Below are 26196 nucleotides of genomic sequence, written 5' to 3'. Positions count from 1 at the left end.
TGTCGCCATACTGTCGCAGGACTGCCAATGCGTCAAGTGGCACTGCCAGTGGCAGCGCCAGACAGAGGTAGCGCATGTTTACCTCTGGCAGGAAAACGCATGGAATCAGGCATTGGGGACAGACAGGTCGCCCAATCTCGAACTGGCACAGGTCTTGCGTTACCAGTGAGACCTCATGCACGCCAGGCTTGCACACCCAGGAGATAGACGCCTCATGACCAACACATCACCGCAAATAGAGGGTTTCTTTGACCCCGCCACCAGCACCGTCAGCTATCTGGTGCTCGATCCGCTTACGCGCCGCTGCGCCTTGATCGATAGCGTACTCGACTATGATCCGAAGTCGGGCCGCACCAGTACCGCCTCGGCCGACCAGCTGCTGGCGCGCGTCGCGGCCATGGACGCCAGGGTCGAATGGATACTGGAAACCCATGTGCATGCCGATCATTTGACCGCCGCGCCCTATCTGAAGGAAATGCTCGGTGGCAAGATCGGCATCGGCCAGCATATCGCCACCGTGCAGCAGGTATTCGGCAAGCTGTTCAACACCGGCGACGAGATGGCGCGCGACGGCAGCCAGTTCGACCATCTGTTTGCCGATGGCGAACTGTTTTCCATCGGCGCGCTGCAATGCCGCGCCCTGCACACGCCTGGCCACACCCCCGCCTGCATGAGCTACGTCGTCAGTGGCGCTGCGCATAGCGCCGCCTTTGTCGGCGACACGCTGTTCATGCCCGACTATGGCACGGCCCGCTGCGACTTTCCCGGCGGCGATGCCCGCACCTTGCTCCACTCCATCAACAAGGTACTGAGCTTGCCGGAGGACACCTTGCTCTACATGTGTCACGACTACCAGCCGGGCGGCCGCGAGGTGCGCTATGTCAGCACCGTCGGCGAGGAGCGCACCGGCAATATCCATGTGCGCAACGGCATCAGCGAAGAAGAGTTTGTTGCCATGCGCACCAGACGCGATGCGTCGCTGGAAATGCCGACCCTGATCCTGCCATCGGTGCAAGTCAATATGCGCGCCGGGCATTTTCCCGAGCCAGAGGCGAACGGCATACGCTATCTGAAAATACCGCTCAACGCGGTCTGAAAACATGCAAACTCATCCACGGCCCTTGCGCACAAAACAATAGGCCCGCCATGGCCAGGAAACAAGCGCGGCGGCGCATTCTGCCGCATGTTTCTGCAAATAATTGACCTGACGATGGTTGACCCTCAAATACCCGGATTTGTCATCGCGCGAGGCCTGGCAGGTCAGTATGATGTCAGCATGAACTGCCATGCTCAGGTGGTTATCAAGGAGAGCAAGCGATGTTCTTAGCGCGTACATGCATGGCGCTGTCTGCCCTGGTTTTCAGCAATGCGGTCCATGCGGATGTCCATTGCATGGATCCGATTGCCGACTGGAAACCTCGCGAGCAATTGCAGCGGGAAGCCGAACAGCGCGGCTGGACGGTCCAGCGCATCAAGATCGATGATGGCTGCTACGAGCTCAGAGCCATTGATCGCAACGGCAACAAAGTCAAGGCCAAATACTCCCCGGCGTCGCTGCGCATGCGCAGCCTGGCGGTGGACTTCGGCAACAACGGCGACGCCTCCGACTACCTCGGCCCTGTACCGCAGGCTCCCGTCAGGCGGCCTGCAGGTTCGACATCCCAAGGGGAAAAGAAATGAAAAACATCACAGCCTGCGCCTGCCTTGCAGGGGCATTGGCGCTGCCCGGTCTCGTCCAGGCACGCCCGGTCACACTCACCGCGCAACTGAAAAATTACGCCGGCAACGGCGCCTACCTGGCGGTATATGTCACGGATGCCGCCGGCAAGTACAAGAAAACGTTGTGGGTCGCTGGAAAGAAGACCAAGTATTACAAGCACCTGAGCGACTGGGCACGCGGCAGCGGCCTGAACGCGCGCGAATTTGACGGGATCAGCGGCGCGAGCGTCGGCAGCGGCAAGACCCTCAAGGTGACGGTCGAACTGGCCGATACCCTGATCGATGCAGGTTACGAGATCCGGGTGGACAGCGCGGCAGAGGACGGGCGCGACAATCCGGCCGACGTGCGCACGCCACTGAGCAAACAGGGCGCAGGCAAACCCGTCGGTGGACGCGGCTACGTCAAGTCCTTCATTTACGACATGTAGCCACCGACGCATGTTACGACAGATCCATTCGCTCGCTGGCCTGATCGGCGCACTGCTGGTCATGCTCATCGGTTTGACGGGCGCCGTGCTGTCGATCAACCCCGCGCTCGAGCGGCTGGCGACCAGCGTGCCGGCGGGCGTGAGCGTTGCCGAACTCGCGGGCCGGGTGGCGCGCCACTATCCGGGAGCCGAGCAGATCCAGCGCACGGCCTCCGGAACCATCATCGTCTACTACAGCGCCGGCGACGTCTCGGGCGTCGACCGGGTCGACCCGTCCAGCGGCATGGCGATCGCGCCCTATGCGCCGCCGGCTTACGCGCGCTGGTTCAAGGAGTTGCACAGGTCACTATTCCTCGACACGCCAGGCAGCGCCGCGGTCGGCATCACCGCCCTGCTGATGCTGACGCTGTCGGTCTCCGGGATTTTCCTGCTGCTCAAGCGGGTGGGCGGTTGGCGCCAGCTGGCGCGTCCACTGCACGGCAATCGCAGCCAGCGCTGGCACGCCGCGGTGGCCCGTTTTGCTGTCGCCGGCCTGCTGTTGTCCGCGCTGACCGGCAGCTACATGTCGGCGGCGACCTTCGGCTTCATTGCCGATGGCAGCCAGGACGAGCCCGATATCCCCGCCACCACGTCCGGCGGCTCGCCGCTGCCCGCGGCCCGCCTGCCAGCCTTGCTGGCCACCAGGCTGGTCGATCTGCGCGAGCTTTCCTTTCCGCTTGCCGGTGACAGCAGCGCCGTCTATACCCTGCGCACGCGGCAAGGCGACGCCTATGTCGACCAGTCCAGCGGCGCGCTGCTGGCCTTCCGCGCGCACAGCAATGTCCGGGAAGCCTTTGAACTGATCTACCAGTTGCATACGGGCGAAGGCCTGTGGTGGCTGGGCCTGATACTCGGCCTGAGTGCGCTCGGCGCGCCCTGGCTGGCGCTGACGGGCATCGCCGTATGGTGGCAGCGGCAGCGGGCCAAACCGCGCATCGCCAACAACGCGGCTCCGGCTTCGGCCGACAGCGTGATCCTGGTGGGGAGCGAAAACAACAGTACCTGGGGCTTTGCCCGCGCGCTGCACGATGCCTTGCGACAGGCAGGACAACGCGTGCACACGGCGCCGATGAACCAGTTCTCGTCGCGCCACGGCGCCGCGCGCCAGTTGTTCATTCTGACGGCGACGTATGGCGATGGAGACGCCCCCGCCTCTGCCACACACTTTCTGGCCAAGTTGGCCGGTGTTGCCCCCAAGCAGGCGGCAAGTTACGCCGTGCTCGGTTTCGGCGACCGCCAGTTTCCCACGTTCTGCCAGTTCGCGCACGAGGTCGACGCGGCGATGGCGGCGCGCGGATGGCGCCGGTCGCTGGAACTGGCCCTGATCGACCGCCAGTCGCCGCAGCAATTCGCGCGCTGGGGGAGCCAGGTCGGCGCGCTGCTGGGCCATGAGCTCGTGCTCGACTATGCGCCCGCACATCCGCGCACGCATGCGCTGCAGTTGCGCGAGCGCATCGCCTACGGCGAGGAGGAGCACGATCCCACCGTGGTGCTGCGCTTTATAGCCGCCCCGCCGCCGGCTCCCGCCGGCTGGCTGAAAAGCCGGCTTGCCCGCCACCGGCTGCCCCGCTTCGAGGCCGGCGACCTTGCTGGCGTCCTGGCGCCCGGCAGTTCCATGCCGCGCTTCTATTCGCTGGCGAGCGGATCGGGTGACGGCGTGCTGGAAATTTGCGTGCGCAAGCAGCCTGGGGGCGTATGTTCAAGCTACCTGTACCACTTGCTGCCGGGGGACCGCATCGAGGCCTTTATCCAGCCCAATCCGCAATTTCGTCCGGCCCTGGGCAAGGCGCCCGTCATCCTGATCGGTGCCGGTACCGGGATCGGGCCACTGGCCGGTTTCATCCGCAACAACACGGGCAAGCATCCGATGTACCTGTACTGGGGCGGGCGCCATCCCGACTCCGATTTTCTGTATGAGCCCGAACTGCGCAACTATCTGGCCGACCGCCGGCTGACGCAGCTGCACACGGCCTTCTCAAGGGTCGAAAATGGCGTCCACGTGCAGACCCGGCTGATGGACGACGCCGACAACATGCGCCGCCTGATCGCCGACGATGGCCAGGTGCTCGTCTGCGGCAGCCGCGCCATGGCCGCCAGCGTCAGGCAAGCCATGGACCAGATACTCGCGCCGCTCAAGCTCGATGTGGCGGCGCTGCGCGACAAGGGAAGGTATCGTGAAGACGTCTTCTGAACCCGCGCTGCGGCGCTACAGCCTGCATGGTGAAACCATGGGCAGCCGCTATACGGCCGTATTCTATGCGGCCGGACAAGCGGACCTGGCCGCCATCGGCGCCAGCCTGTTTGCCGCCGTCGACAGGGTCGACCGGCAGATGTCGACCTGGAATGCCGCCTCGGACCTGTGCCGCCTGAACGCGGCGCCGGAAAACACCTGGCTTGCCGTGCCGCGGGAGCTGGCGCAGGTGCTCGCTGCTGGGCTGCTGGTCAGCCGCGAATCGGGCGGCGCCTTCGACATGGCCGTTGGCCAGCTGGTGGAGGATTGGGGATTCGGGCCGTCGCAACGCGCGCCATCGCCGCAGGTAGCGGCCCGGCATGGCAAAACGTACCGCCCCGCCACCGAGGCGCTGGACGTGGATCTGGATGCTCTGCAGGTGCGCAAGCGCGCGCCGCTGACGCTCGACCTGTCGGGCATCGCCAAGGGTTTTGGCGTCGACCAGCTGGCGCATTGCCTCGATGGCTGGTCCATCGCCAGCTACCTGGTCGGCATCGACGGCGAAATGCGCGCGCGCTCGACCAGACCCGATGGCCAGGCCTGGAGCGTGGCGATAGAAAAGCCGACACATGGCATCCGTGAAATCGGTGGCGTGATGGAATTGCACGACGTGGCCATCGCCACCTCGGGCGACTATCGCCGCTGGGTCGAGATCGATGGCACGCGCCATGCGCACACCATGCATCCGGCCTTGCGCCAACCGGTCGCGAACCGTCTCGCCGCCGTGAGCGTGCTGGCCCCCAGCTGCATGCTGGCAGACGCCTGGGCCACGGCGCTCATGGTGCTGGGCGAGGTGGACGGTGTCGCGCTGGCCAGGAAACGCGGCATGGACGTGCTGTTCGTGCTGCGCCGCGGCGCCCTGCTCGACGAAATCCTGCTCATCGATGGGAAGGTGGCCTGAGCTGCCTGGCCGTGCCTCAATGCGCCAGCGCCACGCCGCGCAGCCATCGCCATGTCGCCAGCCCCCACTTGACGCACTCGAACCAGGCGATGCCGAGCACCGCGACGAAGGCGCACTGCATCAGCAGAGCCATGTCCGGCAGCGCGAAGGCAAACAGCTCGCGGACAGGCGCCACGCCCAGCACCAGCAACAGCAACAGCGAGGCCGCCAGGCTGATCCAGGCGAACGCCCGGTTCGACTTGATCCCCCTGCGCCATGACGGCTGGCTCCATTGGCGGTTGACATAGATCAGTCCCAGGTTCGACAGCACCAGGCTGAGGAAGGTCGTCGTGCGCGCCACTTCGTCGGAATGGCCGGCCCAGCGCACCAGCACGTGGAAGCCGACCAGCATGGCCAACAGCCCTGCCCCCTGCAGCAAGCCGCGCAGCAGTATTTCACGGTCGAACAAATGCATGTCCGGCCTCCTGGGTTTGCTCGTCATGGCATCGGCTTCGATCGGCTCGGCCTCGAACACGATCGAGCAGGCGGGGTCGATCACCATTTGCAAAAACAGTATGTGCACGGGCATCAGGAGCATGGGCCAGCCCAGCAGCACGGGCAGGATGGACAGGCCAACGATGGGTACGTGCACCGCGACGATGAAGACGATGGCCTTGCGCAGATTGGCAAACAGGCGGCGGCCATGCTGCACCGCCAGCAATAGCGAAGAAAAGTCATCCTTGAGCAAGACCAGCGCTGCCGCCTCGCGCGCGACGTCGGTGCCACGGGCGCCCATGGCCACGCCGATGTTGGCCGCCTTCAATGCGGGCGCGTCGTTGACGCCGTCGCCCGTCATGGCGACGATATCGCCACGGCTGCGAAAAGCTTGCACCAGGCGCAACTTTTGTTCCGGCGCGATGCGGCAAAAGACGTCGGTCTCCGCCAGGCGCACCTGGAGCGCCGTGTCGTCCAGCGCGGCCAGGTCCATGCCGGACATCACACCGCTGGCCATGCCGGCGATACCGGCCTGCCGCGCAATCGCCAATGCCGTGGCGGGATGGTCGCCCGTGATCATCACCACGCGTATGCCCGCCGCGTGACATTGCGCCACCGCATCGGGCACTTCCGGGCGGACCGGGTCGTGCAAGCCAAGCAAGCCCAGGAATTCAAACTCAAAGACATGCTGGTTGTCGGGCAGCGGCGGCGCGGCAAACGTGGCGCGGGCGACGCCGATCACGCGCAAACCATCGTTCGCCATGGCCTGCACCTGGGCCACGATGGCGGCGGCGCGCGCCGGCGCCAGATGGCACAGATCGATGATGGCCTCGGGCGCCCCCTTCGCCGCCACCAGGAACTCGGAACGGTCCGGCGATTGCCACACCCGCGACATGGCCAGCATCTGCCGCGACAGCGGATAATCGTCGATCAGTTGCCAGTCGGCATGCAGGTGCTCCGTATTGGCCAGCAGGCGGGCGCCGGTCTGGCCGATGGCCGACTCCATCGGATCGAACGCCCGACGATGGCTTGCCAGGACGGCATATTCGAGCAAGCCGTGCAGCTCTTCCTGCAAGGCAGCGGCGGGATTGCCCTGACAATCGTGGGTGGAGGTCTCCGAGCAGAGCCGGGCCACGTCCATGCGGTTGGCCGTCAGCGTGCCCGTCTTGTCGACGCACAGCACCGTCGTCGCACCGAGCAATTCGATCGCCGGTATGCTGCGCGCCAGGATGCTTTCGCGTCCCAGGCGCCAGGCGCCCAGGCCCAGGAAAAGCGTCAGTATCACCGGCAATTCTTCAGGCAGCACCGCCATGGCCAGCGTGAGACCTGCCAGCAGGCCTTGCAAGGCGTCGCCGCGCAGCCACCAATACGCCAATGCCAGGCCGGCGGCCAGACACAAGCCGCCGATGGCGACATGCCTGACGACGCGCCGCGTTTCCCGTTGAATCGGCGTCAGCTCGCTCCCCATGGCGGCCAGCGAGGCGCCGATGCGGCCGAGCGCGCTGTGCGGGCCGGTGGCGACCACCAGGCCGCTGGCCGTGCCTTGCGTGATCAGGGTGCCGGAATACACCAGGCTGTCCGGACTGCCGCCAGCATCGGAGGCGCCATGCTTGATGACCGGCACGGACTCACCCGTGAGCATGGACTCGTCGGCCGTCAAATTTGATGCGCTGAGCAGCTCGATATCGGCGGGCACGCGGTCGCCCTCGGCCAGCAGCACCAGGTCTCCCGGCACCAGCTCCCTGCCGGCGATGCGCTCCTGCTTCCCGTCGCGTATCACCAGGGCGCGTGGACAGGAGAGGTCGCTTAGCGCGTTCAGCGAGCGTTCCGTGCGCCTGCGCTGAAAAAAAGTGATGCCCATGACGATGCAAACAAAGCCCAGCAGCATCAGCGCTTCATTGCGGTCGCCCAGCAGCAGGTAGATGACGCCGCAGGCGACCAGCAGCAAAAACATCGGTTCGGAAACGACATCGAGCAGCAGGCGCCAGGCACTCAAGGGACGCGAGGCGGGCAAGGCATTCGGCCCGTTTTCCAGCAAGCGCTGCGCGGCCTGCGCGGCTGTCAGCCCTTCACTACCCTGCGGCTCCGACATGGCATTCATCCTTTTCCTGAGAGGCAGCGTGTAGTGGCTAGCGGCATTAGGGTTTGGCCGCGGGCGACCATACAGGCCGCACTTCCGTCAGCGAATCGACGATGACCATAGACTGCCCCGGCCATTCAATCATATCGCGATCCGCTTTGAGCACCCACATGTGCTCGCGTCCATGCGCAAGACGCTCGGGCAGATGGAAAGAAAACAGGCTTATCCATTTTCATAAAAATCATTTGTTTTCCCAATGAAACAATCTATCCAGCCCTTGCTGATCCCCCGCCGCCACAAACCACGCCACCTGCCAGCGCTGCGTGCGCAGGGCCTGGGCAGATTCTGGCGCACACCACGGCGGATACACGCGCAGCGCGCGCTTGCCGCCGCTGGCCGCGCGCGACATCACGCCGCGTTCGAGCAGCACGCTGCGCGGAAAGATGAAAAAGCCGTGCCGCGCGCCAACATCGTCAGCCACGGCGATGATGACGATATCGACGGGGTCCGCTTCATCGAGCGGGGCGATCTCGGCATCGGGATGGGGGCGCTTCCAGACGGTGACGAACTGGCCGGTTTTCGTCGGCGTGGTTTTGGCCACGCGCAAAACCAGCCGCCTGCCGTGCAGTTCGGCGCGGCAGGCGCCGTAGTCCGCGCTTTCCGCTTCCGGCACGGGCGCTTGCGGCAAGCCCAGGAAGGCCCATGGACTGGCCTTCATTGCGCGCTGAACTCGGCTGCGGCCTTGGCCGCCCACAGCGCCTCGGCGTGGCTGGCGAACGGGCTGTCATAGCCGTCGACCTTGCCCTCTTCGTCGACAAAATACAGCCACCAGCCGTCGGCCTGCTCGCGGATGGCGGTCTGGCCCGCTGCACAATGGGTTTCGACGGACTGGCCGGCGGCCAGGGTGACGATGCGGATGCCGCGGTGAATCATAGGCTCGGGTGTCATGGGAAATAGGTCATGCGAAAAAATCAATAACTGTAGTGTAGCCTTGCCGGCGACTCCTGGCCATTGCGCTACACTGCTCTTTCAAACGGAGGACAACATGGCATCACAGCAAGGCACGGTGGATTTTTTGCTCGATCAACTGGCGGGCGCGGGCAGCGTCAACGCGAAAAAAATGTTTGGCGAATACGGTTTGTACTGCGACGGCAAGATGTTCGCCATCGTCGCCGACGACCAGCTGTTCATCAAGCCGACGGACGCGGGCCGCGCCTGGATCAGTACGATGAGCACGCCGCAGGAGGCGCCGCCCTACCCGCAAGCCAAGCCGTATTTCCTCATCGATGGCGGCCTGTGGGACGAGCGCGACTGGTTGTCCCAGCTGGCGCGGCGCACGGCGGACGCCTTGCCGCTGCCGAAACCCAAGCCGCCGCCCAAGCCCAGAAAACCGGCGTCAAGCAGCTAATACGCTGTTCTCGCACGCTTTGCCCTGCAGGAAACATTGCAGGTTGTGATACGTGATGGCGGCGATCTCGCGCAGCGCTTCGATGGTGAAGAAGCCCTGATGGCCCGTCACGAGCACGTTCGGGAACGTCATCAATCGTTGAAAAATGTCGTCATCGATGATGTCGGACGAGCGGTCCTGGAAGAACAGATTGCTTTCCTGTTCGTACACGTCGATGGCCAGGGAACCCAGCTGGCGCGATTTGAGCGCTTCGATGACGGCGCCCGTGTCGATCAGGCCGCCGCGCGAAGTGTTGACCAGCATGGCGCCCTTCTTCATCAGCGGCAAGGTCGCTTCGCTGATCATGTGGCGCGTGCTGTCCATCAGCGGGCAATGCAGCGAGACGATGTCGGACTCGGCCAGCAGCTGTGGCAGTTCCACCATCGTGCCCAGCTCTCCGAACGCGGGCGCCGGATACGGGTCGTGGCCCAGCACCGTGCAGCCAAAACCTTTAAAAATGCGCGCCGTGGCCAGGCCGATCTTGCCCGTGCCGACGATGCCCACCGTCTTGCCGTGCAAGGTGGAACCGAGCAAGCCGTCCAGCGAAAAATTGCCTTCGCGCACGCGGGCATACGCGCGGTGCGTGTGGCGGTTCAGCGTCTGCACCAGGGCCAGCGTGTATTCGGCCACGGCTTCCGGCGAATACGCGGGCACGCGGGCGACAAAAAAGCCCAGGCGCCTGGCCGCTTCCAGGTCAAGGTTGTTGTAGCCGGCGCAGCGCAGCAGGATGGCGCGCACGCCATAGCCGTGCAGGGCTTCCAGCACGGGCGCGTCGAGCACGTCGTTGACGAAGACGCAGACGGCCTCGGCGCCTTGCGCCAGGATCGCGGTTTCCTGGCTCAGCAAGGCGCTGTGGTAGACCAGTTCGATGCCGGCAGAGTCGGCTTGGGATGGCAAGGCTTCATCGAAGAAACGGCGGTCGTAGGGCTGGCTGGCAAAGAAGGCGATTTTCATGGTGATTCCTGGAACTTGCTGAATGGCAAAACAGCATCATAGCGCAAGCGCCCTGCCCCACGGTGTACGCCTGGCACCGTTGATCGCCTATTTGGGTTCCCTGGGCAAGGTCAGCACGTGGCGCAGATACGCCGTTTCTTCGGCGTGCCGCAGGTGGTAGCGCTCGCGCGCGGCGCGCGTGGCCGCCTGGTGGGCCGCGATGCCCGTTTCCGTCAGCTCGACGCCGAAGTCCGCCGGCACCGGCTCAGGGCCGCCGAACAGGCGCGCCAGGATGAAGCGGCCCACATTGTCGCGGTAGTGCGACGCTTCCCAGTAATAGCGCATCGCGCGCGCGCCCGTCACTTGCGGGATCGCCTCGCTGGTGATGCTGTTGAAGCCGGAAAAATCAAACAGGCGCACGTCGCAGCCCTGGCGCCGGTAGCGCCCGGCCATCTGTGCCAGGTCGCGCTGCCATGCTTCCATGGCGTCCCACTTGCCGCGCCAGTACAGGGCGTCGAGCGTGAGCGCATGCGTGGGATTGATGTACAGGCGCAAGCGCGTGCCGCCCCGGCACAGTTTGCCGACACTCGCATCGAAGGCGCGCAGCGCGGGCGCCGTCGGCCCCAGGCCATCAGCAAATTCCTGCAGGCGCGGCGTGAAGGCGCGCGCCGTGCCGGTCCACGTACGGTTGCGGCTGGTGAGGCAGGACTCGTCGCGCTGGCCGTGCAGCGCCAGGCTGGACAGGCACACGCCGTCATAGGTGCCGCTGAGGATGCGCCAGGTGTCGCGCGTCATGTCGACAGTCAGGCCGCGCTTGATATTGAGCAAGGCGCGCCGCGCGAAGAACGCGGGGCCGCCATCGGTCAGGCCCGGTTCCACGCCGGCCGAGCCCAGTTCCAGCGAGAACGAGGGCGCGTCGATGCCCCACACCATGGTGTCGACATGGCTGACCGTGGCCGCGTGCTCGGCCAGGCGCATGGCCTCGCCGATGGAGGCGCCCGAGACGGCGCTGTTGAAGACGCTCTTGCCCTCGAACAAAGTGCGCGCACTGTTCGCCGGCAAGCCCATTTCCGTGCGCGAGTTGCCGATATACACGACGGCGGGCCGGTAGCGCGCCACGGCATACGTCTTGCCCCACACGCTGAGTTTTTCGGTCGTCGGCCGCAATCGCTGCAGCAGCGGGCTGTCCCACTGGTGCAGCAGATACGGGTCGACGTGGTAATTCACGGCCGAAACGAGGGCCAGCGCGGCCAGCACGCAGGCAAAAAAGATGGCGAGGTAGCGGCGGGCGGAAGTGTCCATGGTCAGCATTGGAAGTGGAAAAATGGCGTATTGGTGGGGCTTTGCCTCAACGCCGGATCAAAGGCCCGTCCAGCACCCGCTGCGCATAGGCCGCCTCGCGCGCATGTTCCACGCGATAGCGCTCGCGCGCGGCGCGCGTGGCCGCCTGGTGGGCGTCGATGTTGGCTGGCGTCAGCTCCACGCCGAAATCGGCCGGCGCCGGCGTGTCGCCGCCGAACAGACGCGCCAGGATCAAGCGGCCCACATTGTCCCGGTAATGCGACACTTCCCAGTAATAATGCATGTCGGGCTTGCCGCTGACGAGCGGGGTCGCTTCGGTCGTGATGCTGTTAAAGCCGGAAAAATCATGCAGGCGCACGTCGCAGCCCTGCGCGCGGTGGCGCTCGACGAGCTGCACCAGGCCCCGTTGCCAGGCCTGCATGGCATCCCACTTGCCGCGCCAGTGCAGCGCGTACAGGGTCAGCGCGTGCGTGGGGTTGATGTACAGGCGCAGGCGCGTGCCGCTCCGGCACAGCTTGCCGATGCTGGCGTCGAGCGCCGGTGTCGAGGGCGGTGTCGGCCCCAGGCCGTCGCCGAATTCCTGCAGCCGCACGGGAATGGCGTCCTTGGTACCGAGCCAGTGCTTGATGCCCTTGAGGGTGCACGTCTCGTCGCGCTGCCCGTACACGGCCAGGTTGGAGCGGCAGGTATCGCCGGCATGGCCTGTCAGGATGCGCACGCTGTCCTGCGTCATGTCCAGCGTCAGGCCGCGCTTCAGGTTGACCAGGGCGCGCTGGACGAAAAAGCCGTGCCGGGCGCCCGTCAGGCTGTCTTCCACGCGCGCCGCGCCCATGTCCAGGGAAAACGTGGGCGCATCGATGCCCCACACCATGGTCTCGACGCGGCTGACCCTGGCCGCATGCTCGGCCAGGCGGATGGCGTCGCCGATCGAGGCGCCGGAGACGGCGCTGTTGAAGATCCTCTTGCCGTCGAACAAGGCACGCACGCGCGTCGGCAAGCCCATTTCCGTGCGCGAATTGCCGATGTAGATGATGGCCGGCCGGTAGCGCGCCACGGCATAGGTCTTGGCCCAGGCGCCGAGCTTTTCATTGAGCTGGCGCGGACGCTGCAGCAAGGGACTGTCCCACTGGTGCAGCAGGTAGGGATCGACCTGGTAATTCAGGAACGAGACGGCGCCGAGCACCAGGCCGACGCAAGCGAGGAAGCAGACAAGATAGCGGCGGCCGGCAGTGTCCATGCTCAGAACTGGAAATAGAGAAACTCGGTGACGCGGTTCATGCCGAAGATGCAGGCGACGAACAGCGCGGCAAAGCCCACGCTCCAGCGGCGCGTGGGGCGCCAGCTGAAGGCCCAGCGCCCTGAAGGTTGAAATATTCTTTCAATGGCGGGCTCGTACAGAAAGAATATTTCTTGCGTGTTGGGCGCCTTGAAGGCCAGCAACATGGCGCCCAGCAACACGGGCAAGCCCGGGCCCGCCAGTTCGATCCAGCGGATGCCGTCGAAGGCGGGGTGCAAGCCCCACTGCGCCAGACTGGCCGCATGGCTGGCCAGGCCGCGCGGCAAGCTCACGCCATTCGCGCCCACCAGCGCGCCGGTGATGTCCCAGGCCGTGGCCACGTCGGGCGCGCGGAAGAAAACCCAGGCCAGCATCACGGCAAGAAAGGTCAGGACGCCGGGCCACCAATGCGAGCGCGCCGCGCCAAACACCCGCTGCCACGCCTGCTGCAGCACCAGGTACAGACCGTGCAAGCCGCCCCAGATGACAAAGGTCCAGCCGGCGCCATGCCACAGGCCGCCCAGCAGCATGGTCAGCATCAGGTTGCGGTAGCGCATGGCTTCGCCATGGCGGCTGCCGCCCAGGGGGATATATAAGTAATCGCGCAGGAAACGCGACAAGGTCATGTGCCAGCGGCGCCAGAAATCGGCGATATTGGCCGCCTTGTACGGCGAATTGAAGTTCAGCGGCAATTTCACGCCGAACAGGCGCGACAGGCCGATGGCCATGTCCGAATAGCCGGAAAAGTCGAAGTACAGCTGGAAGGTGTAGGCCAGCACGCCGATCCACGCCTCGATCAGGGTGGGCGTGGCCCCGGCCGCGAAGACGGGCATGGCCAGTGGCGACAGGTTGTCGGCGATCAGCACTTTTTTGGCCAGGCCGATGGTAAAGATCGACAGGCCGATGGCGAAATTGGCGGCACGCGGGTGGGCGTTGGCCGGGTCGGCGAACTGCGGCATCATGTCGCGGTGATGCAGCACGGGGCCGGCGATCAAATGGGGGAAGTAGCTGACGAACAGCACGTAATGAATGAAACGGTATTCGCGCACCTCGCCCCGGTAGCAATCGACGAGGAAGGCGATCTGTGTGAAGGTGAAAAACGAGATGCCGATCGGCAGGATGATGTCGAGGCCGTGCCACGGCAGGCTGGCGGCGTCGGCACCGGCGGCGATGGCCACGGCGTTGACGCTGTCGATGAAGAAATTCGCATATTTATAGTAGGCGAGCAGCCCCAGGTTCAAGGCCAGGGCCGCCACCAGCACGCGCTTGCGGGCCGCGCCCGTGCTGGCCCCCAGCAGGCGCCCGGCGCCATAATTGACGCAGATCGACGCCAGCAGCAGCGGCAGATAGCGCACGTCCCACCAGGCATAGAAGAACAGCGAGGCGAGCGCCAGCCACACGGCAGGCGCCAGGCGCCAGCTGGCGCAGGACGTCAATCGGTCCAGCAGAAAATAGCCGGCCAGCACGATGGGCAGATAGCCGAACAGGAAGGCGAAGGAATTAAACAGCATGCTGCCTCCTGGCAGGCAAGGACTGCAGCTGGTAGTAACAATCGGCAATCTGCGCCGCCACCCGTTCCCACGTAAAACGTTCCACCAGCGCTTGCACGCGGGCGCGCTCGGGCGGCAGCGCCAGCAAGTCGAGGATGGCCTGGCGCTGCGCGGGGCCATCGTCCCAGGCCACCTTGCGCAGCGCGAACGCGGAATCGGGCAAGTCCAGCGCGCTTTGCGCCGTCATGACGACGGGCGTGCCGGCCGCCAGCGCTTCCAGCACGGATAGCGGAAACACTTCGCCCTGGCTGGGCAAGGCCGCCACGGCCGCCGCATGGTAGGCGCTGGCCAGCAGCGGGTCGGCGTGCTCGAGGGCGCCCAGCCAGCTGACGTGCGGCAAGTCCAGCAACTGCTGCAGATACGCCTGCTGCTCGCGCGGCGCGGCGCCGATCAGCACCAGGGGCAAGCCGGTCCCTGCCAGTGCCTGCGCCAGCCCCAGCTGGTTTTTATACGGTGAAATGCTACCCGTCATCAACGCGAACGGCCCGGCGATGCCCGTTTCGCGCAAGAACAAGTCGCCATTGGCCGTGAAGAAATGCGGGTTGATCCCGTTGGGCAAGACGCGGATGGCCTCCGCCTGCATGCCGAAACCGTGCACGATGGCGTCGCGCTCGGCGTCGCCCAGGGCGATCACCACGTCGGCCAGTTGCAGGGCGCGCCGTGTTTGCGCATAGCTCGTTTGCACCATCCACTCCGTCAGGCGCCCTGCCAGCCGGTCGGCCAGCCGCGCGCGCCAGGCGCTGGCGCGGCCCCAGCCGGGCGACAGCAGCGGCGACAGCACCACGGGCACGCCTTGCTCGCTGGCCATTTCCATGATGCGGTAGGTGCCATTACTCGCCGAAAACACGTGCAGCACGTCGAAATCGGCCAGTCGCTGGTGGTTGGCGTCGACCAGTTGCACTTCCAGATGACGCCCTGGCTGCACGGGTAGCCGATTCAGGGCGGCAATGGTTTCGCGTACCTGGATCTGCAAGCCGCCGTCGCGCTGGAACAGCATCGGGTAGGACAAGATACCGACACGCATGGTCTTCCTTTCGTGCGCCCGCGCCGCTGTCAACGGCTCAGTGCGGTGATTTGACGGCCAGCCAGCGACCGGCCAGCTTACGTTGCAACAACAAGAATTCGCCGGCCAGTTCATGTTTCAACAGGAACAGACCGGCCAGCCAGCACAGCAAGGTAGCCAGCGCCGTGCCCGTCAGCGCCAGCAGCGCCGGCGTATCAACAGGCAGCCACAGCAGCGCAGCGAGGGGCGCCACGCCGCTGAGACCGCAGAGCAGCAGGCTTTTGCGCACGGCCCGCGCCAGGGGGCGCCAGCCGAGCGCGCTCAAGCGCCGCAGGCAGCCATACACCAGCCAGCTGCGCAGCACATTGCTGAGCACCACGGCCCAGGCCACGGCCACCAGGCCAAACGGCGCCGCGGCCAGCAGCAGCGCCACCTTGATGGCGCCAGTGCAGGCATCGAGCCGCACCTGCGCATGCAGCTGGCCCGTCGCGACGAACAGGTAGCGGGCCATGCTGAACATGCTATACACGGCCGAGGACAGGCACATGATGCGGATCAAGGGCACACATCCTAGCCATTGCGTGCCATACAACACCTTGACCAGGGGCAAAGCCATGCAGGCGAGAAAAAGAAAAAACGGCCAGGCCAGCGCCGTCATGTAGCTGATCGTGCGCAGATACACGAGCTGCGCCCCGCCTTTCCCCCCCTGCCCCCCCTCCTCCCGCGCGCGCGCCGCGAACAGCGGAAACACCACGGGAGAAATGGCGCTGGTGATGGCCTGGTTGAAGATATTGAGCACGCTTTGCGCCTTGCCGAACAGGGCCAGACTTTCAATGCCGATCAGCTTGCCGATGATCAGGTCCGGCGCCGCCACGCCCGCCTCGTCGACCAGGCCGCCCCCCGTCGCATACGCGCCAAAACGGGCGATATCGCCGATGCCGCGCCGTCCCGGCAGCCACGGCAGTTCGCGCGGCCGCACCAGCAGGCTCACCAGCAGCGAGGCGCAGGAACCGGCCAGCGCCGCCCATACCATGCTCATGTAACTGTAGCCCTGTAGCGCCAGCAGCACGGCCACCAGCAGGTTGACCACGCTATTGGCCGCGTTGATGGCATAGATGGCGCGAAAGCGCAGTTGCCGGCGCAACATGGGGAGTGTCAAGGCGCTGAACGGGATCAGCAGGAAATTGACCGACAGCACACGCAGCACGAGGGTCAGCCGGGGTTCGCCATAGAACTGCGCGAGCGGCGCACTGGCCAGCAGCACCAGGCCCGCCAGCAGCCAGGCGACAAGCAGGCTGGTGGCCAGTGCGGCGCGCAGTTTCACGGCATCGAGCTGCTTTTCCTGGATCAGGTATTGCCCCACGCCGAAATCGCGCACCACTTGCGCCAGCGCCACCAGCACGGCGCCCAGCGAATACACGCCCACTTCGGCCGGCGTCAGCAGGCGCGACAGCACCATGGTGGCGACGATGCCCAGCAGCAGCACCGTGTATTTTTCGGCGAACGAGAAGAAGAACGAATGGCGGGTGGCGCTCATGCGGGCCACCCGCGCCTACACGAGGCCGGCATAGAACTGGCGCAACTGGCGTTCCAGGCGCGGCATCGAATAGCGCTGCACGGTTTCCTCGCGCGCCAGCCGTCCCATGCGGACGCGCCGGGGTTCGTCGACCAGCAAGCTGGCCACGGCCGCGCAGGCGGCGTGCTCATCGTCGAGCGGCAGCAGCAAGCCGCCTTCACTATCGTGCAGGATATCGTGGGTGCCCGGCACATCCGTGCCCACGGCCGGCACGCCGCACGCCATGGCCTCAATCGTGGCGATGCCGAAGCCTTCATTTTTACTCAGCAGCACATGCAGGTCGAAGGCCGGCATCAGCAACTCGACGCGTTGCCGGAAGCCGGCAAACACCACGCGCTCCTGCAAACCCGACTGCTGCGCCTGCAGCCGCAGCATGGCTTCCAGCGGCCCCGTGCCCACCAGCACTACATATAAGTTGGGGAACTGTGGCGCCAGCCTGCCGAACAGGGCCAGCAGCGCTTGCGGGCGCTTTTGCGCGGAGAGTCTGGCCACGCAGCCAAGCACAAGCGCATCCGGCGGCAGCCCGAGCTGCTTGCGCGCCAGGACTCTGCGTTCGGGCGAGACGATGAACGTCTGCGTATCGACGCCGTTGGGAATCACGGCCAGCCGCGTCTGCGGCGCCAGCATGTCGCGGTACAGGTCGAGGAAATGCCGCATGGCCGAGTCCGACACGGCATACACGCCTTTGACGCTGCGAAACGCCTCTTCCAGCCGGGGCCGCTGCCAGTCGCTGAAGGTTTCCAGGGGAAACGCGTTGTGCACGCTGATCACGGCCGGCAAGCGGCATTGCCGCGCCAGCCACAGGATGGAAGCGCCATATGCCGTCCAGCAAAACGCCACATGGACCAGGTCGGGCCGCAGCCGCCGCAGCCGCCAGGCGCCCGTGACCCTGGCGCGCAGCCAATTCCAGCGGCGCCAGGCCCAGTGTTCGAGAAACAGGGGCGGCTCGTACACGCGCACTTGCATCTGCCTTGCGCGCAAGTCTTGCGCCCAGGCAGTAAAACCGGGAAAGCGCCGCAGCGCCAGCACACTGTCATAGCCGCTCGCGCCCAGCATCTTCGCCTCTTGCGCCATGCGCAGCTCCATGCCGCCCAACTCGCCCGAATAACTGCTGATGACGATGCGCGGCAGGCGTTTTCTACGTCCGCGCCAGGCTTCATGAAAGAAGCCGCGCAGCCAGGCGCGTTCCCACTGGCGCAGGAACAGTTCGGCCCGGTCGCGCCGCAGCCAGGCCCGCACGGCGCCGAGCGACTCGCGCACGTATCGGCCCAGCATCCAGCGCGGCACACCCAGCCATTCCACGCTGGGCGCGAAGGTCGCCAGCCGGCATTGGCCCCGGCCAAACAGCATGGCGCGGCGCAGTATCCAGGCGCGCTGCACTTGCGGGGCACGGATGATGTGCGCCACCCTGGCCTGCGGACAGAACCAGGAAGGATTGCCGGCCGCATGCATTTCCAGGTTGAGCCGCGTTTCGCTGCCCATGGCGTAATTGCTCCCCTGCGGGCCGATGCTTTCGTCATAGCGGGCGCCCGCCTCGAAGATGCGGCGGCGTATCGCCATGTTGGCGCCCCACACGAGGCCCGGATAGATGGGGGCGTCGCGTAAATCGGGGCTGGTAATGCCCCACGTCAAGCCGACAGGCGTCAGGCGCAGCAGCCAGTCGGCCGGTTGTTCGCGCCAGGCGGGCACGATGGCGCCGCCGAACAGCGCGTAGCCGGGGTGCTCACGCGCACTGCCCTGCAAACGGCACAGCCAGTCGGGCGCGGGCATGGCGTCGTCATCGCCAAAGACGAACAGCTCGCTGCCATCGCCGTTTGAGCGCAAGGCGTGTTCGACGGCGCCGTTCAGGGCGGGACTGCGGCCGCGCCGCGCCACGTAGAGATAGCTCAAAGGCAAGCGGCCGCGAAAGGCGGCGATCACCCGGGCCGTGGCGTCCGTGCTGCCATTGTCGGCGATGACCAGCCGCCAGCCGCCCACGGGCGGGCGCAGCGCCATGTAGGCGCGCAATACCTGGGGCAAAGTGCCGGCGCCATTGTAGGTCGCCATGAGAACGGTCAACAAGGACATGCCTCCTTGGTCTTACCATGACAAAACTAAGTACTGAACGGTATGAATCCAGTGTACTGAGCCTGCCCGCCAGCCCGTTGACAGGCATCAAGACCTTGCCAAGCCGGGCAAAACCAGGAGCGTCCCCCTTCATGCGCGACATACTGATTACCATCATCATCCTCGGTTCGCTGCCCTTCATCCTGAAGTCACCGGCCATCGGCGGCCTGATGTGGGTATGGGTCAGCGTGATGAATCCGCATACGCAAGCCTGGGGCTTTGCCACCCACTTGCCGTTCGCCTTCATCATCGCCATCGCCACCATGCTCAGCCTGATGGTGACGCGCGAGCCGAAAAGCCTGCCGCTCACGCCCGTCAGCGTGCTGCTGCTGCTGTTCGTGGCGTGGATGAATGTCACGGCCCTGTTCGCGCTGCTGCCGGCATCGTCATGGATACAGTGGAACAAGGTCATGAAGATCATGCTGATGAGCTTTGTCATCATGATGGTGATACGCACGCGGCGCGACATCGTGCGCCTGATCTGGGTGCTGGTGGGCTCGCTCGGTTATTACGGCGTGAAAGGCGGCATCTTCACCATCCGCAGCGGCGGCACGGAACGGGTCTGGGGGCCGGAAGACACATTTATTGGAGACAACAATGCATTGGCGCTGGCACTGATCATCACCATCCCCCTCATGTATTACCTGCAGCAAAACACGGACAGGCGCTGGGTGCGCCGCGGCTTGTCCGCGGCGATGCTGCTGTCGGCGCTGGCCGCGCTGGGCTCGTACTCGCGTGGCGGCCTGCTGGCCATCGCCGCCATGGGCCTGTTCATGTGGCTGAAAAGCGACCGCAAGCTGGTGCTGGGCGCGCTGCTCGGCGCCGTCGCGCCCCTGCTGCTGGCCTTCATGCCCGACCGCTGGGCCGAACGCATGGACACCATCAATACCTACCAGGACGATGAATCGGCCATGGGCCGCCTGAATGCCTGGCGCATGGCCTGGAACCTGGCGCGCGACCGTTTTCCCGGCGGCGGCTTCGACGTCTCCGACGGCGGCATCTTTGCCCGCTACGCACCGAATCCCATGGACGTGCATGCGGCGCACAGCATCTATTTTCAGGTGCTGGGCGAACACGGCTTCGTCGGCCTGTTCCTCTACCTGGCGCTGGGCATCGCCACCTGGCGCACGGCGGGCGCCATCATCCGCCGCACGCGGGGCCAGCCGGAACTACGCTGGGCGCACGGCCTGGCCACCATGAGCCAGGCCAGCCTGATCGGCTTTGCCGTGGGCGGCGCCTTCCTAAGCCTGCTGTATTTCGACATGCCGTACTACCTGATGGCCGCTCTGATCGCCACGCGCATCATCGTCGAGCGGCAGGCACCGGCCCCGACATCGCGCCAGGCCAGAGCCAAGGCCCGGGCCGCCATCGCGGAGCAGCCATGAGCGCCACCTTGTCGATTCTGATCTATCACCGCGTCCTGGCGCGGCCCGACCCGCTGTTTCCCGGCGAAGTCGATGCGGCCCTGTTCGAGCGCCAGTTGCGCCTTGTAAAACGTTTTTATGCGCCGCTGCCGCTCGCCGAGGCCGTACAGCGGCTGCAAGATGGCAGCCTGCCCGCGCGCGCCGCCTGCATCACGTTTGACGACGGTTATGCCGACAATGCGCAAGTCGCCCTGCCCTTGCTGCAGCGCCACGGCATGCACGCCACGTTTTTTATCGCCACGGACTACCTGGATGGCGGACAGATGTGGAACGACACGGTGATCGAGGCCGTGCGCCAGGCGCCAGGTCCCGTACTCGACTTGCGCGCACTCGGGCTGGACTGCCTGCCCGTCGCCGAGCTGGCACAGCGGCAAGCGGCCATCGCCACCTTGCTGGGCCAGCTCAAGTACCTGCCATTCGCCCGGCGCCAGCAGCTGGTCGTGCAGATCCGCCGCCAGGCCGGCGCCACGGCCGGAGCGCCAGCCATGCTGAGCACGGCGCAGCTGCGTCAATTACATGCGGCCGGCATGGAACTGGGTGCGCATACGATGAGCCACCCGATATTGTCCACCTTGCCGGAGCGCGAGGCGCGGCTCGACATCGCCAACGGCAAGCATCAGCTGGAAGCGTTGATACAGGCGCCCGTCACCCTGTTTGCGTATCCGAACGGCAAGGCCGGTCGCGATTATGGCGCATCCCACGTGGCGATGGTGCGCAGCCTTGGGTTTAAGGCGGCCGTGGCGACGGACTGGGGCGTGGCGCGCCCCGGCGCGGGGCTGGACTTGCTGCAGCTGCCGCGCTTTACGCCGTGGGATCGAGGACGGCTGGCGTTTCTGTGGCGCTTGCGGCAAAACCGCCGGCAAGCGCACCCAGCGCGCCCGGATGCTGGCTGAGCCACTGTTCCAGCATCAACAGCAGCCACACCATGGTGCCGTGATAGGCCGGGTGTTCCGCCAGCAAGCGCCCTTGTAAATCGTCGATGAAGGCGGGTCGCACGATGCCGCGCCCACGCAGCTGCGTCAGGTTATCGAACGCAAACTCGCGCAGCGGCGCATGGCTGTGCAGCCACTGGCCGAAGGGCAAGCCGAAGCCGTGCTTTTTCTTGCGCACGATGGCCGGCGGCAGGATTTCCGCCAGCGCGCGCTTGAAGAAGGGCCGCAGCTGCCTGCCGTCGAGCTTGTCGCGCGGCGCCAGGCGCGACGCAAACGCCACCATCGCATCGTGCAGGAAGGGAAAGGCCGCTTCCACGCCCGCCAGCTCGCACGCCTTGCGCACCTTGAACAGGTCGTTGTCGGCCAGGGTAAAGCGCATGTCCAGCGCCAGCAACTCATTGATCTGGCTCAAGCCCTGGCCCTGCCGCTCCCAATACGCGCCATTCACGCAGCCGGGCGCCATGCCCGGGTCGATCGTGTCGATGAAGCCCGCTTCCAGCACCGTGCGGTGGCCATGGCGCAGCAGCAGGTTGTAGCCGTCGAGGCGGGCCGGCAGCGGCAGGCTCGCTTGCTCGATGTAGCGGCGCGCCTTGTCGCCCAGCCGCCACGGTTTACTTGTCTGTTGACGGAACAGCAGCGGCTCGATGATGGCCTGGCGCAGCATGACAGGCAAGCGCTCGTACTGCGACAGCAAGGCCTGGTGCGCATAGCGTTCATTGCCGCCAAACAATTCGTCGCCGCCATCGCCGCCCAGCAGGCGGGTCACGCCATCGTCGCGCGCCATCTGCGCGCAATAGTAGGCGGGAATGGCCGAGGCATTGCCGAAAGGCTGGTCGAAGATGGCCGCCATGGCGGGGATCGCGGCCAGCACGTCGCCCGGCGTCACGTAGCGCTCGTGGTGGATGCTGCCCGCGTGGCTGGCGGCCAGGCGCGCATACGCCATTTCGTCATAGCCGGGCGCATCAAAGCCGATGGAATACGTGCGTGCGGGGCGGCCCGTCACCTGCCCCATGATGGCGGCCAGGGTGGAACTGTCGGTGCCGCCGCTGAGAAACGCCCCCGTGCTGGCGCTATCGTTGCCCAGGCTGCTTTCGACGGCCAGGCGCAGCAGGCGCAGGAATTCCTGCTTGTTGGCGGCAAAGCTGGCTCGCGTGCGCGCCGCCGGCTCCTGGAAGGCCAGCTGCCAGTAGCTGCCCTTGCATTGCTTGCCGCCGCGCACATGCAGGTATTCGCCGGGCAGCAAGCGCTGCTGGCCAAGATAGGCCGTGGCCGGGCCAGGCACCATGTGGAAATACAGGTAGTGATACAGCGCTTGCGGATCGAGCGTGCCCCGCACGGACGGATGCGCCAGCAAGGCGTCATGCGAGGAGGCAAAGAACAGGCCTTGCGCATTGCTCGCATAGCTGAGGGGATGGATGCCGGCACGGTCCACGGCCAGCAGGGCCGAGCCGGAAAAGGCGTCGAGGATGGCCAAACAGAAAGGCCCGGACAGGCTGGCGCAGACGGCCACGCCCCGGCTCAGCCACAGGGACGCGAGGCGGCTCGCCACGTCGTCGGCCGAACCGTCGAGCACGGGCCGGCCCCAGATGGCCACTTGCAAGCCATCTTGCTGATATACATGGCGACTGCCGTCGATGGCGGCCACGGCCACGCCGCCCACGGCGCTCAAGCTGGCGGCGCCGGGCGCGCCATCGAAGCGCGACAGCGGTGCGGACATGCTGGCCATCGCGGCCAGCGCCGCGCCATCGGCAGGCGCAACACTCTCCGCCGGCGCCAGCCAACCACACAGGCCGCTCATACGAGCACCTCGGCCGGCAAAGGATGGCCGAGAAAGGCCGTCGGGCTGGCCGTCAAGCCATACGCGCCCGACTGGAACACCACCACCAGGTCGCCCTCCTCGGCGCGCGCCATCTGCATCTGGTCGGCCAGCAAGTCCAACGGCGTGCACAGCGGCCCCACGACGGACGCCACTTCGCGCACCCCGTCCTGCAGCCGGTTGCCGATGGCGACAGGGTAATTCTTGCGGATCAACTGGCCAAAATTGCCGGAAGCGGCCAGATGATGATGCATGCCGCCATCCGTGACGAGAAACACCTGCCCATGCGACACTTTGCGTTCGAGCACCTTGCACACATAAATACCGGCCTCGGCCACCAGATAACGGCCCAGTTCCAGGTTCAGCCGCGCGCCCGGCGCCGCCTGCGCCAGGAGACCGAGCTGCCGCTGCAAGCCCTCCGCCACGGGCGCCAGGTCCAGCGCCTGGTCGCCGGGGAAGTACGGCACGCCGAAGCCGCCGCCGATATTCAGGGTGCGCAAGGGTGACGGCGCGCTGTCGGCCAGTTGCAGGGCCAGTTGCACGCTGAGCGCCTGCGCTTCTGCCAGGGCCGTCGCCGACAGGCTTTGCGAACCCGCATACAGGTGAAAGCCGTGGAAATCCAGGCCCAGCTGGCCGATGCGGCCCAGCAGCGCCGGCACCAGGGCCGCATCGACGCCAAACGGCTGCGCGCCGCCGCCCATGCGCATGCCCGTGCGGCGCAGGGCGAAATCGGGATTGACGCGCACGGCCACCCGGGCCGCCACGCCCAGCCGTTCACTGGCCAGCGCCAGCCGTTCCAGCTGGGCGCCCGATTCCACATTGATCAAGACGCCGGCCGCCACGGCCCGCGCCAGCTCGCCGTCGCGCTTGCCCGGCCCCGCAAAACTGATGCGTTCGGCCGGCATGGGCGTGTCGAGAGCGGTGGCCAGTTCGCCGCCCGAGGCCACGTCGATGCCATCGACCAGGCCCGCCAGCCACTGCACCACGGCCGGCATGGGATTGGCCTTCATGGCGTAATGCACGTGCACGCCAGAAGGCAAGGCGGCGCGCAGTTCGGCCACGCGGCGCGTGATATGCGCGCGTTCATAGGCATAGAACGGCGTGCTGCCCACCCTCTGGGCCAGCCGCTGCAACGATACGCCGCCCACCTGCAGCATGTCGTTGTCCACCGCGAACTGCTGGCCCAAGGACGAGTGCAAAGGCAATTGCGTGCTGTTCGAGCGTAACAAATCTTTCATGCCACCTCTCCTGATTGGACCGCATATGCACGCGCCAGTTCCCTGGCCAGCAAGGGACGGTCGATCTTGCCATTCGGATTGCGCGGCAGCACGCCGTCGCGGATTTCCAGCCACAGCGGCACCATATAGCTGGGCAGGCGGGCGCGGCAGGCGGCCAGTATGCTGTCGCGCTGCAATTGCGTACCCGGCGCGGGCGTGACGAGCAAGGCGATGGCCTGGCCCAGCACGGCATGGGGCAGGCCCAGCGCGACCGCCTCGCCCACCAGCCCGCTCGCATACGCGACTTCCTCGATCTCGGCCGGGCTGACCCGGTAGCCGGACGTCTTGATCATGTCGTCGCTGCGGCCCACGAAATACAGATAGCCCTCCGCATCGCGGCGCACGGTGTCGCCCGACCACACGGCCAGTTCCGGCAGCACCAGGCCGCTCGCCTGCGGCGGCAGCGGCTTGAAGCGCTCGGCCGTGCGCGCCGCATCGTTCCAGTAGCCGAGCGCCACCAGCGCGCCACGGTGCACGAGTTCGCCCGGCTCGTCGGCGTCGCACACGCTGCCGTCGGGGCGCAGCACCAGCACTTCCGCATTCGGGATCGCCTGTCCGATGGAATCGGGGCGCCGCTCCAGCTGTTCCGGCGCCAGATAGGTGGAACGGAACGCTTCCGTCAAGCCATACATCAGGTAGACCTGCGTGCGCGGCAGCGACTGGCGCAGCCGGTCGAGCGTGGAGCGCTGCATCACGCCGCCCGAATTGGTGATGTAGCGCAAGGGCGTGGACAGGGGCCAGCTCAGCTGCGACAGCTGCACCCACAGGGGCGGCACGGCGGCCAGGCCCGTAATGGCTTCCTGCTCCACGGCTTCGACGATGTCGCGCAGCAGCAGATAATTCATCAGCACGGCGCAGGCGCCGCTGGCAAACGCCGTCGTCAGCTGGCTCAGGCCGTAATCAAAGCTGAGCGGCAGGACGCACAGGATGCGGTCCTGCGGCGTGTTGCGCAGATAGCCAGACACGCTGAGCGCGCCGGCCAGCATGTTGCGGTGCGACAGCACCACGCCTTTCGGCCGCCCCGTGCTGCCCGACGTATATAAAATGGCGGCCATGTCCGTGTCGATCACCGTATGCCACAGCAGTGGGAGTGCAGGCGCGGCGGACAGGCCGCGCCACGGCAGCAGCCGGACCTTGCCCAGCTGCGTTTCCGTCTGCGCTACGCCCGTCAGCAGCACCGTCTGCAAGTCCGGGCAGGCGGCCAGCGCCGGGCCCAGCTGCGCCAGGCGTTCGCGCGAGGTGACGAGGATGGCCACGTTGCAATCGGCCAGGATATACGCCACCTGGTCCGGCTTGAGCAGCGGATTGACGGGCACGAACACGCCGCCTGCCGCCGCCGCGCCAAACATGGCGCTTACGTTTTCCGGACGTTTTTCCAGGTACACGGCCACGCGCGCGCCACGCTGCAAGCCCAGGGTCAGCAAGGTGCCAGCCGCTTCGCGCACGGATTGCGCCAGCGCGCCATAGCTGATTTCTTCGCCCTGCCAGGACAGGGCCGGCGCGTGGGCCGCGCGCTGCGCCGTCTCGAAGATCAGATCGTGTATCAGTGTCGCCATCGTGTCGCCCCCGGGTTGCCATGATTGCCATGCATTCCCCTATGATTCAGACAAACGGCCACAGCGGTCTTGATTTTGATCAAGTAACGGTTTCAGCAACACAGCTTGAGCCGGCGCAAGACCGCCG

The 26196-nt window shown here is 66.0% G+C and carries 21 protein-coding genes; 8 read left to right on the top strand and 13 right to left on the bottom strand.

Annotated features, from left to right (window positions below; all coding sequences use genetic code 11):
• Nucleotides 1-214 precede the first annotated feature (214 nt).
• The 5 genes from ACP7DW_RS04500 (at nt 215) to ACP7DW_RS04480 (ending at nt 5317) form a co-directional block, all read left to right on the top strand.
• A complete protein-coding gene (locus ACP7DW_RS04500; protein ID WP_426054073.1) occupies nt 215-1096 on the top strand; it encodes an MBL fold metallo-hydrolase in 882 nt (293 codons plus the stop codon).
• A 242-nt stretch (nt 1097-1338) separates the two neighbouring features.
• A complete protein-coding gene (locus ACP7DW_RS04495; RefSeq protein WP_426054072.1) occupies nt 1339-1680 on the top strand; it encodes a PepSY domain-containing protein in 342 nt (113 codons plus the stop codon).
• Nucleotides 1677-2147, top strand: coding sequence for a DUF2271 domain-containing protein (locus tag ACP7DW_RS04490; RefSeq protein WP_071077411.1), 471 nt, complete (start codon nt 1677-1679; stop codon nt 2145-2147). Before ACP7DW_RS04495 ends, ACP7DW_RS04490 begins: the two co-directional genes overlap by 4 nt.
• Before the next feature lie 10 nt (nt 2148-2157).
• Nucleotides 2158-4377, top strand: coding sequence for a PepSY domain-containing protein (locus ACP7DW_RS04485; protein ID WP_426054071.1), 2220 nt, complete (start codon nt 2158-2160; stop codon nt 4375-4377).
• The gene (locus ACP7DW_RS04480) at nt 4361-5317 is read left to right on the top strand and encodes an FAD:protein FMN transferase (protein ID WP_426054070.1); all 957 of its coding nucleotides are present in this window, start codon (nt 4361-4363) and stop codon (nt 5315-5317) included. Before ACP7DW_RS04485 ends, ACP7DW_RS04480 begins: the two co-directional genes overlap by 17 nt.
• A gap of 16 nt (nt 5318-5333) precedes the next feature.
• On the opposite strand, the gene ACP7DW_RS04475 is transcribed toward ACP7DW_RS04480, so the two are convergent.
• The 3 genes from ACP7DW_RS04475 to ACP7DW_RS04465 all read right to left on the bottom strand — a co-directional run bounded on the left by ACP7DW_RS04475 (nt 5334) and on the right by ACP7DW_RS04465 (nt 8819).
• Nucleotides 5334-7883 (bottom strand): cation-translocating P-type ATPase, encoded by a 2550-nt coding sequence (locus tag ACP7DW_RS04475; protein WP_426054069.1) that lies wholly within the window; start codon nt 7881-7883, stop codon nt 5334-5336.
• A 229-nt stretch (nt 7884-8112) separates the two neighbouring features.
• Nucleotides 8113-8589 carry a MepB family protein gene (locus ACP7DW_RS04470; protein ID WP_426054068.1) on the bottom strand — a complete coding sequence of 159 codons (477 nt, stop codon included), beginning with the start codon at nt 8587-8589 and terminating at the stop codon, nt 8113-8115.
• The gene (locus ACP7DW_RS04465) at nt 8586-8819 is read right to left on the bottom strand and encodes a hypothetical protein (RefSeq protein WP_426054067.1); all 234 of its coding nucleotides are present in this window, start codon (nt 8817-8819) and stop codon (nt 8586-8588) included. The genes ACP7DW_RS04470 and ACP7DW_RS04465 overlap by 4 nt, the downstream gene beginning before the upstream one ends.
• Before the next feature lie 97 nt (nt 8820-8916).
• Here ACP7DW_RS04465 and ACP7DW_RS04460 point away from each other — a divergent pair, with 97 nt between their 5' ends.
• Entirely contained in the window at nt 8917-9279 is a 363-nt protein-coding gene (locus ACP7DW_RS04460) for a TfoX/Sxy family protein (protein ID WP_426054066.1), read from the top strand.
• Here ACP7DW_RS04460 and ACP7DW_RS04455 read toward each other — a convergent pair.
• The 7 genes from ACP7DW_RS04455 to ACP7DW_RS04425 form a co-directional block, all read right to left on the bottom strand.
• Nucleotides 9268-10272, bottom strand: a complete 1005-nt coding sequence (locus ACP7DW_RS04455) for a 2-hydroxyacid dehydrogenase (RefSeq protein WP_426054065.1) — start codon at nt 10270-10272, stop codon at nt 9268-9270. The genes ACP7DW_RS04460 and ACP7DW_RS04455 overlap by 12 nt on opposite strands.
• Before the next feature lie 87 nt (nt 10273-10359).
• Complete coding sequence (locus ACP7DW_RS04450; RefSeq protein WP_426054064.1) at nt 10360-11553, bottom strand: hypothetical protein; 1194 nt, start codon at nt 11551-11553, stop codon at nt 10360-10362.
• 46 nt (nt 11554-11599) lie between these two features.
• Nucleotides 11600-12790 (bottom strand): hypothetical protein, encoded by a 1191-nt coding sequence (locus tag ACP7DW_RS04445; RefSeq protein WP_426054063.1) that lies wholly within the window; start codon nt 12788-12790, stop codon nt 11600-11602.
• Nucleotides 12791-12792: 2 nt separating this feature from the next.
• Nucleotides 12793-14340 carry an MBOAT family O-acyltransferase gene (locus tag ACP7DW_RS04440; protein WP_426054062.1) on the bottom strand — a complete coding sequence of 516 codons (1548 nt, stop codon included), beginning with the start codon at nt 14338-14340 and terminating at the stop codon, nt 12793-12795.
• Entirely contained in the window at nt 14330-15403 is a 1074-nt protein-coding gene (locus ACP7DW_RS04435; protein WP_426054061.1) for a glycosyltransferase family 4 protein, read from the bottom strand. The genes ACP7DW_RS04440 and ACP7DW_RS04435 overlap by 11 nt, the downstream gene beginning before the upstream one ends.
• Nucleotides 15404-15440: 37 nt before the next feature.
• Nucleotides 15441-16919 carry a lipopolysaccharide biosynthesis protein gene (locus ACP7DW_RS04430; RefSeq protein WP_426054060.1) on the bottom strand — a complete coding sequence of 493 codons (1479 nt, stop codon included), beginning with the start codon at nt 16917-16919 and terminating at the stop codon, nt 15441-15443.
• A gap of 15 nt (nt 16920-16934) precedes the next feature.
• A complete protein-coding gene (locus ACP7DW_RS04425) occupies nt 16935-19019 on the bottom strand; it encodes a glycosyltransferase (RefSeq protein ID WP_426054059.1) in 2085 nt (694 codons plus the stop codon).
• 137 nt (nt 19020-19156) lie between these two features.
• Between ACP7DW_RS04425 and ACP7DW_RS04420 the strand changes: the two genes are divergently transcribed.
• Nucleotides 19157-20449: a putative O-glycosylation ligase, exosortase A system-associated gene (locus ACP7DW_RS04420; protein WP_426054058.1), complete on the top strand. Its 1293-nt coding sequence runs from the start codon at nt 19157-19159 to the stop codon at nt 20447-20449.
• On the top strand, nt 20446-21381 hold the full coding sequence (locus ACP7DW_RS04415) for a polysaccharide deacetylase family protein (protein ID WP_426054057.1): 936 nt from the start codon (nt 20446-20448) through the stop codon (nt 21379-21381). Before ACP7DW_RS04420 ends, ACP7DW_RS04415 begins: the two co-directional genes overlap by 4 nt.
• Here the strand turns inward: ACP7DW_RS04415 and ACP7DW_RS04410 are convergent.
• The 3 genes from ACP7DW_RS04410 to ACP7DW_RS04400 are packed head-to-tail and all read right to left on the bottom strand — an operon-like array spanning nt 21290 to nt 26069.
• Nucleotides 21290-23218: an asparagine synthetase B family protein gene (locus tag ACP7DW_RS04410; RefSeq protein WP_426054056.1), complete on the bottom strand. Its 1929-nt coding sequence runs from the start codon at nt 23216-23218 to the stop codon at nt 21290-21292. The genes ACP7DW_RS04415 and ACP7DW_RS04410 overlap by 92 nt on opposite strands.
• Nucleotides 23215-24474, bottom strand: coding sequence for a pyridoxal-dependent decarboxylase, exosortase A system-associated (locus tag ACP7DW_RS04405; protein WP_426054055.1), 1260 nt, complete (start codon nt 24472-24474; stop codon nt 23215-23217). Before ACP7DW_RS04405 ends, ACP7DW_RS04410 begins: the two co-directional genes overlap by 4 nt.
• Entirely contained in the window at nt 24471-26069 is a 1599-nt protein-coding gene (locus tag ACP7DW_RS04400) for an acyl-CoA ligase (AMP-forming), exosortase A system-associated (RefSeq protein ID WP_426054054.1), read from the bottom strand. Before ACP7DW_RS04400 ends, ACP7DW_RS04405 begins: the two co-directional genes overlap by 4 nt.
• Nucleotides 26070-26196: the final 127 nt, after the last annotated feature.

This window comes from Janthinobacterium sp. PSRC1-1, from assembly GCF_049897525.1.
Classification (GTDB): Bacteria; Pseudomonadota; Gammaproteobacteria; order Burkholderiales; family Burkholderiaceae_D; genus Janthinobacterium; species Janthinobacterium tructae.
The sequence above is the reverse complement of the archived record's forward strand: the minus strand, read 5'-3'. Positions and strand labels throughout refer to the sequence as shown.